Source organism: Pseudomonas sp. P106(2024), assembly GCF_057480815.1.
The window spans coordinates 240661-254137 of sequence record NZ_JBLIYU010000005.1 but is presented as its reverse complement, the minus strand read 5'-3'; the positions used below and the strand labels follow the sequence as shown (position 1 = coordinate 254137).

Genomic DNA, 13477 nt, shown 5'->3' with positions numbered 1-13477 from the left:
GCGACCATTCAAGGACAGTGGGAAGGGCTTGAGGCGGTACATAGTTGAGCCGCTTCCAGGGCGATGGCTGACATGTCAGGAGCCGTTTGGCCCACAGCACCTGCGGCGGACCTACCGTCGGCCATTGACGGCGTCGGCCTAAGGTCAGCCCGCGGGGACGCTGCTATGGTCTAGACAAAGCCTGAACGTGGAGCACTGCCATGCCAGCTTTCACCATCCTGCATATTGACCACCTGGTCCTGCGCGTCGGCGATCTGCAGCGCAGCCTGGCCTTCTACCATGAACTGCTTGGCTGTCCGGTGCGCAAACGCAGGGATTCGCTGGGGATGATCCATCTGGGGGCCGGCGACGGCCTGATCGACCTGGTGGCTGTCGATGGTCCGCTGGGGCGCCAGGGCGGCCCGCTGCCCGGCCCGAGCGGGCACAATGTCGACCATTTCTGCCTGCGCATCGAGCCGTTCGACGAACCGTCGCTGAGCGCACGGCTGCGTGAGGCCGGGGTAAGGGTCGAGGCCGCAGAGAAACGCTACGGCGCTGAAGGTGAGGGTGTCTCGCTGTACTGTTACGACCCCGATGGCAACCGCGTCGAACTCAAAGGGCCGCCCATTCAGGCATAAAGGTGCTGCGATGCGCACTCAGCTTGTAGACCCAAGCAGCAACCCCGCCTGCTGACGTTTGGGCAAGCGCTGCACCACCAGTTGGTGCGACCGCTTAAGCAGGTCGCTCAGCTCGTCGCGGCCCATCGGGTAGGGCGGCAACATGCTGATCCACTTCGCCCGCGCCAGGTAAGGCGCCGGGCGAATGCCGGGGCGGTCGCAGTAGCCGAGGAACAGCTCGTCGGCCACCTTGAACGACAAGCCGGCGCCGCCCAGGTCCTGCACGGCGAACATCTTGTTGCCGGCCACCGAGAACACCCGGATGCCGCCCCATTTGTAGTCTTCCCGCGCCCCAGGCAGGGCCAGGCACAGCGCCGCCACCTGCTCCTCGGACAGCCTTTTCTCAGACATAACGCTCTCCACAGGCTTCGAATGAAGCCGCCAGGTGATCGATCCATGCGCGTACCGCTGGCAGCAGGCCCCGGCGGTGCGGGTAGACCGCCTGCAGGTAGCCGCCGGGCAGCGACCAGTCTGGCAGCAGGCGCACCAGTTCGCCACGGGCCAGTTCTTCCTCGCAGAACATCGACGGCAGGGCGGTGAAGCCCAGCCCTGCACGTACCGCGGCGTTGCGCACGACAAAGTCGTCGATGGCCAGCCGCGGCTCCAGGGCGACTTCCTCCTGACGGTCATGGGGCCCGTGCAGACGGAAGTGCACCAGGCGGTCGGCTTCGGCCGCGCCGAGCACCGGCAGGGTTGCCAGCTCGGCGGGCTCGCGGATATGATCGGCGAAGCCCGGCGCGGCCACCAGCTGCATCTGCGCCTGGCGCAGGCGCCGGGTGACCAGCGCCGGGTCCTCGTCGCCCAGGTCGCGTACCCGCAGGGCGACGTCGATGCCCTCGGAGATCAAGTCGACCCGGCGGTTGAGCAGCACCATGTCGAGCTGCACCTGGGGGTATTGGGTGAGAAAGCGACTGATCACATCCGGCAGGAAGGCGTGGGCCAGGGCCACCGGGCAGGACACCCGCAGGCGACCCCGGGGCTCGCTGGACATGCTGGCCACTACCTCGTCGGCCATCTCCGCCTCCAGCAGCATGGCCTGGCAATGGTTCAGGTAGCGCTCGCCCACGGCGGTGAGCTTGAGCTGCCGGGTGGTGCGCTGCAGCAGGCGGGTGCCCAGGCGCTCCTCCAGCTCGGCGATGCGCCGCGACAGGCGCGACTTGGGGATGCCCAGCTGGCGCCCAGCGGCGGCGAAACCACCGGCTTCGACCACCCGGGCGAAGTAGAAGAGGTCGTTGAGGTCTTGCATTTGACAGTCTCATTGTTCCATCAGTGGAACAAACTAACGCGTTTTTACCGACTTATCAGCTATTCGATGTGCCGATAGGATTGCTCCCATCGTGATCGCCCACCGCCGCGGTCTTCATTCACAGGAGAGTCCCATGAAACTGTTGCATATCGATTCGAGCATCCTGGGCGACAATTCCGCCTCCCGCCAGCTGAGCCGCGAAGTGGTCGAGGCCTGGAAAGCCGCCGACCCGAGCCTCGAAGTGGTCTACCGCGATTTGGCTGCCGATGCCATCAGCCACTTCTCCGCCGCCACCCTGGTCGCCGCCGGCACCCCGGAGGAGATGCGCGATGCCGCCCAGGCCCACGAGGCCAAGCTGAGCGCCGAGACCCTGGAAGAATTCCTCGCCGCCGACGCCGTTGTGATCGGCGCGCCGATGTACAACTTCACCGTGCCGACCCAGCTCAAGGCATGGATCGACCGCGTGGCGGTGGCCGGCAAGACCTTCCGCTACACCGAGGCCGGCCCTGAAGGCCTGTGCGGCGACAAGAAGGTGATCCTGGTGTCCACCGCCGGTGGTCTGCACCAGGGCCAGCCGACCGGTGTCGGCCATGAGGACTTCCTCAAGGTGTTCCTCGGCTTCATCGGCATCACCGACCTGGAAATCGTCCGCGCCCATGGCCTGGCATATGGTCCGGAGCACCGTGCCAAGGCCATCGACGCCGCCCAGGCGCAGATTGCCGGTGAGCTGTTCGCCGCCGCCTGATTGCGACTGCTTGACCAAAGCCGACTGCCGCCCAGCGCGCCAGTCGGCTTTTTTCATCCAGTTTTCATGTGCTGGCTGCGAGCCGGGTTCTATGCTGGCCTCCATTCCCGAGTGCTGCGCAGTGCCTTGCGACGAGGAGTGCCCTGCGATGAAACGAACCCGTATGCTGATGGCGCTGTTGCTGCTCGGCGGCCTGCTGGCACGCGCCGACGCGGCGCCGTGGGTGGCCGGGTTGCACCGCCTGACGCTCACTGACCCGGTGGACGCCCGGCCCATGCAGGCGCTGGTGTTCTATCCTTCCAGCGGCGAAGCGCGCCCGGTGCGCATCGAGGGCTACCAGACCCGTGTCGCCGAAGAGGCGCCGGTGGCCATGGGCCAGTTCCCGCTGCTGGTGATCTCCCACGGCAATACCGGCAGCCCGATGGCCTTGCATGACCTGGCCAATGGCTTGGCTCGCCAGGGTTTCGTGGTGGTGGCGGTGGTCCACCCCGGGGACAACAACCGTGACCATAGCCGCCTGGGTACCCTCAGCAACCTCTATGGCCGGCCACTGCAAATCAGCGCCGCGATCACCGCGGCGCGCAACGACAGGCTGCTCGCGCCGTATCTGAATGACGGCAAGGTCGGGGTGATTGGCTATTCCGCCGGCGGCGAGACCGCACTGATCCTGTCCGGCGCACGGCCCGACCTCGAACGCCTGCGCCGCTATTGCGAGCAACGCCCCACCGACACCGACGCCTGCAAGACCCATGGCGTGCTGATCGCCGACCACAGCGAGCTGGCGCCCCGCGCCGATCCCCGGGTGGGCGCGGTGATGCTGATGGCGCCGCTGAGCCTGATGTTCGGTCGTCACGCATTGGCCGGCGTGCAGGTGCCGGCGCTGATCTACAGCGGTGACAACGACCAGTTGCTGGTGTTGGAGCACAATGCCGATGCCCTGGCGCGCAAGCTGCCGGTCACCCCCGACTACCGCCTGCTGGCCGGCGCCGGGCACTTCGTGTTCATGGCCCCTTGTGACGATGAGCAGCATCAGCGCATGCCGGTGCTGTGCAAGGACGCCGAGGGCGTCGACCGTCAGCATATCCACCGCTCGCTACGCAGCGAGACCACCGCCTTCTTTAGCCAGGCTCTGGGCGCGCCGGAGCCCGCTGAGCGTTCAGCCGCGGCGGGCCAACAACAGGGTCAGGCCCACCCCTGACAGGGCGAGCAGGGCGGCGACGCAGAAGATCGAAGCGTACCCCAGGTGCACCGCCACCGCGCCCATCACCGGGCCCGCGATGGCCAGCGCCAGGTCGAAGAACACCGCGTAGGCGCCCAGCCCGGCGCCACGGCTGCTGCTGGGGACCTGGCGGATCGCCTCGACGCCCAGGGCCGGGTACACCAACGACAAGCCGAAGCCGGTCAGCCCGGCGCCAACCATCGCCCACAACGGCGACGGCGCCAGCCACAGCAGGCTCAGCCCGAGCACCTCGGTGGCCATGCAGGCGATGGCCACGTTGTAGCCGCCGTAGCGGTTGACCGCATTGACGAACAGCAGTCGCGAGAGGATGAAGCACAGGCCGAAGGCGCTCAGGCACCAGGCGGCGCCGACCCAGCCGCGCTCGAGGTAATACAGGGTGACGAAGGTGGTCAGGGTGCCATAACCGATCGACGCCAAGGTCAATCCCACGCCACAAGGTGCCACGCGGCCGAACGCCGACCAGAACGGCAACCGTTCGCCGCGCACCACCACCACGTCCGGCCGCGTACGCAGCACCAGCAGGGCCAGCAGCGCCAGGCCCAGCAGTGCAGGCCCGAGCACGGCAAAGCTCAGGCCGTCCACCAGTAGCACGCCAGCGGGCGCGCCAATGGCGATGGCGCCATAGGAGGCGATGCCGTTCCAGGAGATGACCCGCGCGGTATGTTCCGCTCCCACCTGGCCGATGCCCCAGCTCAGCGTCGCGACGCCGATCAGCCCTTGGGCGATGCCCAGCAACAGCCGGCCGCCCAACAGCAGCGCCAGGCTCAGCCAGGGCAGGGCGAGGGCCCAGGCCGACAGCAGGGTCAGCACACCGCAGCCGGCGATGCCGTACAGGCCGTAGCGGATCGCGCGCTTGCCGCCAAGGGTGTCCGCCACCCGCCCGGCAAAGGGCCGGCTGAGCAGGGTGGCCAGGTACTGCAGGCCGATGGTCAGGCCGGCGATCACCGCGCCGAAGCCCAGCTGGTCGTGCACATGGCCAGGCAGCACCGCGATCGGCAGGCCGATGCAGAGGAAGGCGATGAAGGTGTAGAGGACGATCGAGAGAATCTGCAGGGTGACGCTGGAGGCGTGTGGCGCGGTCATGGGCTCGTTCGCGGGCGGGCGGTGGGGCTGTGCCCATCATGGCTGCCGCGCGACGGAAAAGAAAGCAGGCTAACTAATTAAACGTGTCGCGGGGCAAGTCGCATCGGCGTACCGCCGCGACTTGCCCCGCGATGAAGGTTACTCAGCGTTGGCTCAGACCACCACGCCCTGACTGCGCAGGTAGTCGTCATAGGTCCCGCTGAAGTCCACCACGCCATCGGCTGTCAGCTCGATGATGCGGGTGGCCAGCGACGACACGAACTCACGGTCGTGGCTGACGAACAGCAGGGTGCCCGGATAGTTCTCCAGCGCCAGGTTCAGCGCCTCGATCGATTCCATGTCCAGGTGGTTGGTCGGTTCGTCCATCACCAGCACGTTGGGTTTTTGCAGGATCAGCTTGCCGAACAGCATGCGGCCCTGCTCACCACCGGAAATCACCTTCACCGACTTGAGGATCTCGTCGTTGGAGAACAGCATGCGCCCCAGGGTGCCGCGGATCACTTGCTCGCCGCTGGTCCACTGGCCCATCCAGTCGAACAGGGTCATGTCGTCTTCGAAGTCGTGGGCGTGGTCCTGGGCGTAGTAACCCACCTCGGCACTGTCGGTCCACTTCACTTCGCCCTTGTCCGGGGTCATTTCACCGACCAGGGTGCGCAGCAGGGTGGTCTTGCCGATGCCGTTGGGGCCGATGATGGCTACGCGCTCGCCGGCTTCGATGGTGAAGCTGAAGTCCTTGAACAGCACCTTGTCATCGAAGGCCTTGGCCATCTTCTCGACGGTGACCGCCTGGCGGTGCAGTTTCTTGGTCTGCTCGAAGCGGATGAACGGGCTGACCCGGCTCGACGGCTTGACCTCGGCCAGCTGGATCTTGTCGATCTGCTTGGCGCGCGAAGTGGCCTGCTTGGCTTTCGAGGCGTTGGCCGAGAAGCGGCTGACGAAGGTCTGCAGCTCGGCGATCTGGGCTTTCTTCTTGGCGTTGTCCGACAGCAGTTGCTCGCGGGCCTGGGTAGCCGCGGTCATGTATTCGTCGTAGTTGCCTGGGAACAGGCGCAGCTCGCCGTAGTCCAGGTCGGCCATGTGGGTGCAGACGCTGTTGAGGAAGTGGCGGTCGTGGGAAATGATCACCATGGTGCTGTTGCGCGCGGTGAGGATGGTTTCCAGCCAGCGGATGGTGTTGATGTCCAGGTGGTTGGTCGGCTCGTCGAGCAGCAGCACGTCCGGATCGGAGAACAGCGCCTGGGCCAGCAGCACGCGCAGCTTCCAGCCGGGAGCGACTTCGCTCATCGGGCCGAAGTGCTGCTCCAGCGGAATGCCCAGGCCCAGCAGCAGCTCGCCGGCACGGGACTCGGCGGTGTAGCCGTCCATCTCGGCGAATTCGGTTTCCAGCTCGGCGACGGCCATGCCGTCTTCCTCGGTCATCTCCGGCAGGGAGTAGATGCGGTCGCGTTCAGCCTTGACCTTCCACAGCTGCTCGTGGCCCATGATCACCGTGTCGATCACGGTGAATTCTTCATAGGCGAACTGATCCTGGCGCAGCTTGCCCAGGCGGGTGTTGGGCTCGAGCATCACCTGGCCGCCGGATGGCTCCAGGTCGCCACCGAGGATCTTCATGAAGGTCGACTTGCCGCAACCGTTGGCGCCGATCAGGCCGTAGCGGTTGCCGTTGTTGAATTTGACCGAGACGTTTTCGAACAGGGGCTTGGAGCCGAACTGCATGGTGATGTTAGCGGTGGAGATCAAGTGCCTTACCTATCAATAACTTACGTGGAGTCTTCGCAGCTACGGACCAATTTCGGACCAATTTGGAGCTTTTCGAGCTCCTGCCAGTCGCTGGACGAGTTGATCCAGCGTGCATACGTCGATAAGAGCATCTGCACGCTGTGCCCGAGCTGTTGGGCGATAAATGCGGGGTTGAGACCAGACATTAAACATATTGTCGCATAGGTGTGGCGGCAGTTGTATGGCGGCCGGTATCGAATCCCTAGTCGTCGGAGTAGCCGGTACATCAGGGGCAGCTCGATGCCCGCACGCAGCAGGATGGCCTTGCAGTCATCCTTGCCCAAGCTGCGGTCAATCAGCGGGACGATCACTGGGCGGTCTGGGTTTCGCTCCCTGAAGTCTTCCAGGCGGTCGGCTTCCTCGGCGGTGTAACCGAACACCATCACATCACCTGGCTGTTTCCACGAGTCGAGCAAGCGCCGCTTGAGGATCTTGGTACACGGCGTCCCGGTTCGGCCTTTCATGTAGCGCTTGCGGCGAAACACCTCGTGGGCGTCGGCGCCGTACTTCTCGTCCCGCAGGACGGTGATCGGCTGGCCGAACCATGTTTCGCAGTCCTGGGCGAATCGGCGGTTGTCGGATTCCTCATTGGCAAGGAACGCATTGATGATCTGCACGTCGTGCGTGCTGCCGTACTCTGCCAAGGCCAGCTTGGTGGCCACCGCCGAAGCGGCGCCGCAACTGAACTGGCAGACGATCCTTGCGCTCATTGCGGCGCCTTCCAGATGCTGCCTGCTTTGCTGGTGGCCAGGATGCGTATTCCCCTGGCGGCAGTTCGTCGGTCACATCGCGACCGGCCCACTGTAGGAACCTGTCTATCGGCATGCGCGGATAGTGGCGCCCAGGGGCCACTGATGGTCCGTCGTACTGGACCTTGTCCACGCCGATATAGATAACGGTGCGATCGTTCACCAAGCCGCAGCTGCGCACGCATGCGGGCTTCTTGCCGCGATAGGTGCGGCCGCGCTCCAGTTTGAGTATTTCAGACATGACGATTCCTTGGCCGCCATATCGCGGCAGTTGTGAAAGTTCGTAACCGATTCAATTTATTTCTGGATAAGCTGAGGAAGCTCTATACGCTGACTGTTACGTCAACTTTCTTCCATTCTTCTCGAAGGCCCGACCATGCGTAATCGCGGGAAGGTGTACTGGGATTGGGCCGATCCGCAGCTGCATTTCCGCAACTGCGATGAGCGTCTGTCCTGCGGCACCCTGATCAATGTACAAGTGCGCACTTCGCCTCTCGGGGCTACCCAGCTCTTCTTTGGTATCTACAAAGAGAAGGGTGAAATGCTGGTCGAAGAGAGCTATGCAGACTGCAAGGGGCAGACCATGAGTGCGGCAATGGCATGGGCGCTGCAGCATGCGAAGGAATGGGTTGCAACCACCTTTCCGGCGATACCCGTTCAAGCGAGACAACCCTTGCCGAGGAAGGGATCGCGACTCGCAAAGTAGAGGGGAGAGGTACAGTTGGATGGAGTACAAATGTGCTCCGTACGGATTCCCTAAGTGATCGCTTCAATTTAGTGTCACAATGACGGCGCAGGGACATCGGCACGTATTCTCGGGCCAGCCCTTTAGGACATCAGTCCAATGCTAAGCAATGATGATTTTCGATACATGGCTCATCGGCACCTCCTCGAACTGGATGCCTCAAGTTCCAGGCTCAGGTACCTGGTTTCTAGCGGCGAGATTAAAGGCGTCCCTTGGGACGATGCGGTGGCCTGGCACCAGAAGTCATATGACGCTTGGGTCATCTTCCTCAGCCAGAAAGCTCAAGCTCCGTTGTCAGGTTGATCCGAAGTCGCAGAGGATCTGCGACTTTCAGCCTCGATCCCTGCTCAGACCTTTCCTGTAACACAGATCTGGCAATCGAGCCGTCCTCCTAGGGGCGCGCAGCTTGCCCTGTGCATGTTGCTGGATCGGTTTTCTGTTGGCATGGTCATCTCCTCTGGGTCGGCGTTATCGTTGAATAGGGGAAGGCGCTGGCGGGCAACGCCGTATGTGGCTCAGTTAAGCGAGTGGTATGCTTCGCCGCTTACCAAACAAGGAGCGTGGTAATGGGGTTGCGGGAGAGGCATAAGGCTTTGCAGGAGTGGCTCACTCCAAGGCGCCGGCGGCGCACTGGGGCAACTCTGATCGTCGCTTGGATCGCTGCGGCGGTAGTGTGGCCAAGCATCAGCTGGGCCTGGATCGGTGGACCAGGCGTCTACATCTTCTTCAGCGCATGGCCGCCTGAGCTGCACGATAATCGTTGAGGTACTGGTGGGCAGCTCCAAATTGGGCTATTGCTTCCTTCTCGGTCAATCCACCAAGGAGTGTGAGATGAAGAGATTAGTGTTGGGGACATTGTTGGTGGTGTCTGGCGCGGCCCAAGCCGGTATTCCGCTGGTGAACGCCACATGCCCAGGAAACATCGAGGTTCACGCCGACAAGGGCGGCCCGATCTACATCAATGGCAAGGAAGCAAAGCTGAAGAAGTTCAACGACAACTACTTCGAAGCCAAGGGCAGCGATGTGACTATCTCGCTGTCGATCAACCCGGATGGCTCGCCTGATGTTTCATATACCGGTAAGAACCGAGCCAACGGGGTCTGCCAGGTAAAGGGTGCGGACTCCTAAAGCGCTGCCGGCTGTGCAGTGAAGTCAGTCGTAGGCTTCTTCGCTGTAGCGGATGTTACCAACGTACATCTGCTCGTATTCAACCTTGGTGCCGCCCGTGTACAGGTTCAGTACCAAGGCCTCGGCGCCGTACGCGCTGCCAAGAATCAGCGACTTCTTCATGTCGGTTTCGCCAACACGCAGGGAGTAGCACTCACCTTCACCAGTGAACGCCATCTGCACCTGACAGGAATACTTGTCCACCCCCTCGTTGGCATCGGCATAGAGGTGCCAGTATTCGGAGGTGAACGAGTAGCCCGTGCCTTTCTCGACAATGAAAGTCGGCGCCTCGCTACCATGCTTGTCGCGGAGGTGGCTGTCTTCGAAGGCCCTAGGTTCTGTATGAAAACCTTTGAAACCTCACCGGAGTCTCTGGCGGCCTGATTTTCCGTAGAGTTCTCGCTTTTTAGGCGAAGGATTCTGCCATGTCCAAGCGATACGAACTTTCCGATGCAGAATGGGAAATAGTCGCGGATCTCTTCACCGCACATCGACGTACAGGACGCCCAAGAGTCGATGATCGCTTGATGCTCAACGGCGTGTTGTGGGTGCTGTGCTCAGGTGCAACCTGGCGGGACATGCCTGAACGGTTCGGGCCGTGGTCGACGGTCTATCAACGATTTCGAGACTGGCGAAACCAAGGAACCTTCAACAAGATGCTCAAGCGGTTACACCTCAAACTCAATGCACAGGGCCAGATTGACTTGACCACCTGGTGCATCGACTCAACCGCCGTGAGGGCCACCCGTGCCTCTGCCGGAGCAGGCAAAAAAGGGGGGCTGAAGAACCAACGGACCACGCACTTGGACGAAGCCGGGGCGGGTTGATGACGAAAATTCACATGGTCAGTGACGCCCGTGGCATCCCACTCCTCTTCACGCTCTCTGGTGGTAATGCCAGCGACATCTCCCATGCTCAGCGCCTGCTGGACGGTGTCCACATCCCTTCGAATCGAGGTAGGCCACGCAAGCGCTGCCGCTGGCTCCTGGCCGACAAAGGCTATGACGCAGAATCCTTGCGGCAATACTGCGACCGCTATCGGATGCAGCCGGTGATTCCGCTGCGTGACATGAAACGCAAGCCGAAGCCGGGCTTGCCGCGGCTATTTGACAAGCCCAAGTATCGGCAGCGGAACGCTATCGAACGCCTATTTGGTTGGTTGAAGGAGCACCGCCGCCTGGGTACAGGCTATTGCAAGCTAGCGGAAAGCTTCGCTGCGATGCTCACGCTGGCTTGCTGGCGGCGGTGTTTACGACATTACTTTTCGTACAGTGCCTAGAAAGCCTTATGCACATTCGGCATGGGGCATCTCAGACCAGATTCGGACCAATTTGCGAACCAGCGGATGCGTTCCGGTAGGGGATTGAGGGGATTTGGCCCAACAAAATCGACACATCCCCACCCGCCAAATCCCATCGTATAGCGCATGGTGATATTAGCGGTGGAGATCAAAGCGCTTACCTATCAGTAACTTACGTGGCTGGATTTTCAGCTGATACCGATCTGATACCAATCCTGAGCGTGTCCAGCTCGTTCCAGTCGGAGCTTGAGTTGAGCCAACGCGCATGCGTCGACAGCAGCATGCGCACGCTGTAACCCAGCTGTTGGGTGATAAATGCGGGAGTTGAGGCCAGACATTGCGGCTATTGTCGCGTAGGTGTGACGACAGTTGCATGGGGCTCTCCTGATCCCCAGTTCACTCAGCCTCTTCACCATGGGCGCCAGTGGGTGACCCACGCCACGCAACGGCGTCTATAGAGGTCTGTGCAAGGAAGCAAAAAGGACGTTACGTGATTTGCAAGGCGATTTTACTGGTGCTGATAGCCAGCTTGAGTGGGTGCATGGCTACCGCCATGCGCATGGATTATGACAAGCACCGATGCCCCTACATCGGCCTCAGGTTCGATTGGTGGCTGGTCGGCACCTCCAAAGGCAAGCTGATCCCTTTTTTACTGATTGATGCGCCGTTTTCCCTGGTGGTGGACACCGTTTTCTTTCCCTTTGAGTATCAATACACCTGCAACCTCTGATCATGGGCCAGTCATTGGCTGAGCCTTCCAACGGCAAGTGCAGCGCGCAGCATCCGGCTGGCGCTCGCTGACGGTTCGGGCAGGGCCTGCTCAGTCAGTGGCTGCCCCTTCGAGTGCGGTTCTTCTCATTCCTGCCTGACGAACCTCTCGCGGTGGCAGCGGTTTCGCCGCGCTGGGCCCATCGCCAGACTGCATCCCCTTCAATTCGCTGGGCGGAATGTGGACATGCAGCTGCCGACGGCGCTGCTGGATGATCTTCTGGATGCGTCTCATGGGGGCACACCTTGATGGGCATCCTTGCGCGAGCCAGGGGCATGATCATCAGTAAACGCCTGTTTGCCCGAAACGCCCGTCTCGCCTGACCAATGGACATGGCCCCGGCGCGGGCAGGCTGGAATGGGAGTTGCTTGAACCCAGGAAAGCGATCATGCGGGGAGAGCGGACATGTTCCAGAATGATTTCGATTTCATGAGCTTCGTCGTGGCTGCCGTGCTGGCTTTGGATGTGGTGGCGGTTTTTGTGTTTCTCCAGGCCGGTGCCTGATCCCCATTCCTGGGGATACGGCCCCTGAACTGGCGCTTGTGCCTGCACGCCACGGCAACATCGACCCAGCAGCCGGGTATCGAATATGATTCAGTCTTTGCCGGCCAGGGGAGTTCTGATGGGATGGTTGGATCGTATGAGGTCAACGAGAGAGCGGATCAGCGCTCGGCAACGCTGCTCTGCGAAATGACCAGCAACCCCTCGGTGTAGTCATGCACCTCTGCCTCGACGGGCATCTGGTCCATGCGCAGCACCTTGATGTTCGAACACCCCACCTATCCCAGCACGGTGGATTTCCACGCGTGGGGCAAACCTTCGCTATTGACTCAAGATCCAGTAGTGGCATGGCAACCTCCTTGTTGCGAGGAGTGCCTGGTAGAAGGGAGTTTCAGTTTACCCATGTTCATCGAAACACCGCGTCTTGTCCTGCGCCCCTGGGCCGATCGGGACATCGAGGCCTTTGCCCTCGTCAATGCCGACCCCGAAGTCAGGCGCTACTACTACCCTGCGATACTGTCTTCCGATCAAACCCGGTCGATGCTCGCGGACTGCGATCAACATCTGCAGGTCCATGGGTTCGGTTTCGTCGCCGTCGAGCGCAAGGCCGATGGCGCATTGGTCGGTGGGCTTGGGCTGTCCCTGACCGGGGATGAGATCCCGGGCGGCCCGCAGGTCGAAATCGGCTGGATCCTCGGACGCAGCCACTGGCGGCAGGGCTACGCATTCGAGGCGGCCAGCGCATGCCTGGAGCACGCCTGGTCGACGCTTGGATTAAGGCAAGTCATCGGCTACACCTCCAGCATCAATACCCCATCACGGGCATTGATGGAGCGGCTGGGTATGCGTTCGGACCCGGCGGAGGACTTCCCCGACCCAACGGTGCCTGAAGGCAATGCATTGCGCCCGCATGTGCTCTACCGAATAGACAAGCCGACCTGAAAGCCTGGCGATATAGCGAACCGGCCTACCGTGCCCGTCACCCCGGGCTAGTCTTGTAGATCGTAAGCAGACTATTAAAAAGGGTGGTGGGTGTATGACCCTGTCCAGGGCTTGCTGCTGGGGTGGTTGGAGTCTGTATGAGCCGTTTGACGATGGCAGTGGTGGCCAGCCTGTTGCTGGCCGGCTGCGCACATGATCCCGATATCCGCGCGGGCCGAGACAACACTTTCGGCATGACCTCGAAAAGCCCGCCGGAGTACCTGAACTGCGTCAAGGCCGAGCTTCCCGATACGGCCACGACCTATGTCATGCAGAACCAGGACGCCCTGGAGCTGTTTGTCGCCAGCACCGACCCGAACAAGGCCGAGGGGCTGGTCAAGGTTCAAGGCGCCGCCGGGCAGCATCAGTTCTCGGCGTACCAGCGTGATGCCTGGTATGACAAGGGGCGTCTGCTCGATGCCGCGCTGATGTGTTCGCGGGTATGATCGCAGCGTAGCGGGGCGCGCTCGTTTCCATCGCGCTCCGTGAAGCGATCCCGCCTCACTTCACCTCAGG

General features: G+C 62.1%; 15 protein-coding genes and 1 pseudogene. 9 read left to right on the top strand and 7 right to left on the bottom strand.

The window, feature by feature from the left end; genetic code table 11:
• The first annotated feature begins 200 nt into the window (after positions 1-200).
• A complete protein-coding gene (locus AC25M7_RS11630) occupies positions 201-617 on the top strand; it encodes a VOC family protein (protein ID WP_028691873.1) in 417 nt (138 codons plus the stop codon).
• Between the two features lie 18 nt (positions 618-635).
• Here the strand turns inward: AC25M7_RS11630 and AC25M7_RS11625 are convergent, their stop codons facing one another.
• On the bottom strand, positions 636-1007 hold the full coding sequence (locus AC25M7_RS11625; protein WP_028691874.1) for an MmcQ/YjbR family DNA-binding protein: 372 nt from the start codon (positions 1005-1007) through the stop codon (positions 636-638).
• Positions 1000-1902, bottom strand: a complete 903-nt coding sequence (locus tag AC25M7_RS11620) for a LysR substrate-binding domain-containing protein (protein WP_028691875.1) — start codon at positions 1900-1902, stop codon at positions 1000-1002. The genes AC25M7_RS11625 and AC25M7_RS11620 overlap by 8 nt, the downstream gene beginning before the upstream one ends.
• A 133-nt stretch (positions 1903-2035) precedes the next feature.
• Between AC25M7_RS11620 and AC25M7_RS11615 the strand changes: the two genes are divergently transcribed.
• Positions 2036-2647 (top strand): FMN-dependent NADH-azoreductase, encoded by a 612-nt coding sequence (locus tag AC25M7_RS11615; protein WP_062363121.1) that lies wholly within the window; start codon positions 2036-2038, stop codon positions 2645-2647.
• Between the two features lie 148 nt (positions 2648-2795).
• The gene (locus tag AC25M7_RS11610; RefSeq protein WP_028691877.1) at positions 2796-3845 is read left to right on the top strand and encodes an alpha/beta hydrolase family protein; all 1050 of its coding nucleotides are present in this window, start codon (positions 2796-2798) and stop codon (positions 3843-3845) included.
• Here AC25M7_RS11610 and AC25M7_RS11605 read toward each other — a convergent pair.
• The 3 genes from AC25M7_RS11605 to AC25M7_RS11595 form a co-directional block, all read right to left on the bottom strand.
• Complete coding sequence (locus tag AC25M7_RS11605) at positions 3804-4970, bottom strand: MFS transporter (RefSeq protein WP_028691878.1); 1167 nt, start codon at positions 4968-4970, stop codon at positions 3804-3806. The genes AC25M7_RS11610 and AC25M7_RS11605 overlap by 42 nt on opposite strands.
• A 153-nt stretch (positions 4971-5123) precedes the next feature.
• Positions 5124-6710 carry an ABC-F family ATPase gene (locus AC25M7_RS11600; protein WP_028691879.1) on the bottom strand — a complete coding sequence of 529 codons (1587 nt, stop codon included), beginning with the start codon at positions 6708-6710 and terminating at the stop codon, positions 5124-5126.
• Positions 6711-6730: 20 nt separating this feature from the next.
• On the bottom strand, positions 6731-7459 hold the full coding sequence (locus tag AC25M7_RS11595; protein WP_082750482.1) for a site-specific integrase: 729 nt from the start codon (positions 7457-7459) through the stop codon (positions 6731-6733).
• 415 nt (positions 7460-7874) lie between these two features.
• Between AC25M7_RS11595 and AC25M7_RS11590 the strand changes: the two genes are divergently transcribed.
• Both AC25M7_RS11590 and AC25M7_RS11585 read left to right on the top strand, forming a co-directional pair.
• Complete coding sequence (locus AC25M7_RS11590; RefSeq protein WP_028688980.1) at positions 7875-8204, top strand: hypothetical protein; 330 nt, start codon at positions 7875-7877, stop codon at positions 8202-8204.
• A gap of 870 nt (positions 8205-9074) precedes the next feature.
• Complete coding sequence (locus tag AC25M7_RS11585) at positions 9075-9371, top strand: hypothetical protein (protein WP_028688978.1); 297 nt, start codon at positions 9075-9077, stop codon at positions 9369-9371.
• Positions 9372-9395: 24 nt separating this feature from the next.
• Here AC25M7_RS11585 and AC25M7_RS11580 read toward each other — a convergent pair whose 3' ends face one another.
• Positions 9396-9587, bottom strand: a complete 192-nt coding sequence (locus AC25M7_RS11580) for a hypothetical protein (RefSeq protein WP_186596912.1) — start codon at positions 9585-9587, stop codon at positions 9396-9398.
• Positions 9588-9835: 248 nt separating this feature from the next.
• Between AC25M7_RS11580 and AC25M7_RS11575 the strand changes: the two genes are divergently transcribed.
• A protein-coding gene (locus tag AC25M7_RS11575; RefSeq protein WP_486971074.1) for an IS5 family transposase occupies positions 9836-10689 on the top strand; the annotation gives its coding sequence in 2 pieces (ribosomal slippage) (positions 9836-10177 and positions 10180-10689; 852 coding nt in all).
• Between the two features lie 193 nt (positions 10690-10882).
• On the opposite strand, the pseudogene AC25M7_RS11570 reads toward AC25M7_RS11575, so the two are convergent.
• A pseudogene (locus AC25M7_RS11570) lies at positions 10883-11114 on the bottom strand (site-specific integrase); the annotation flags it as partial.
• Positions 11115-11200: 86 nt separating this feature from the next.
• Between AC25M7_RS11570 and AC25M7_RS11565 the strand changes: the two are divergent.
• From AC25M7_RS11565 to AC25M7_RS11555, 3 genes are all read left to right on the top strand, one after another.
• Complete coding sequence (locus tag AC25M7_RS11565; RefSeq protein ID WP_028688974.1) at positions 11201-11440, top strand: YceK/YidQ family lipoprotein; 240 nt, start codon at positions 11201-11203, stop codon at positions 11438-11440.
• Positions 11441-12382: 942 nt separating this feature from the next.
• On the top strand, positions 12383-12922 hold the full coding sequence (locus AC25M7_RS11560; RefSeq protein ID WP_062363130.1) for a GNAT family N-acetyltransferase: 540 nt from the start codon (positions 12383-12385) through the stop codon (positions 12920-12922).
• A 137-nt stretch (positions 12923-13059) separates the two neighbouring features.
• Positions 13060-13407 carry a hypothetical protein gene (locus tag AC25M7_RS11555; RefSeq protein ID WP_232108862.1) on the top strand — a complete coding sequence of 116 codons (348 nt, stop codon included), beginning with the start codon at positions 13060-13062 and terminating at the stop codon, positions 13405-13407.
• Positions 13408-13477: the final 70 nt, after the last annotated feature.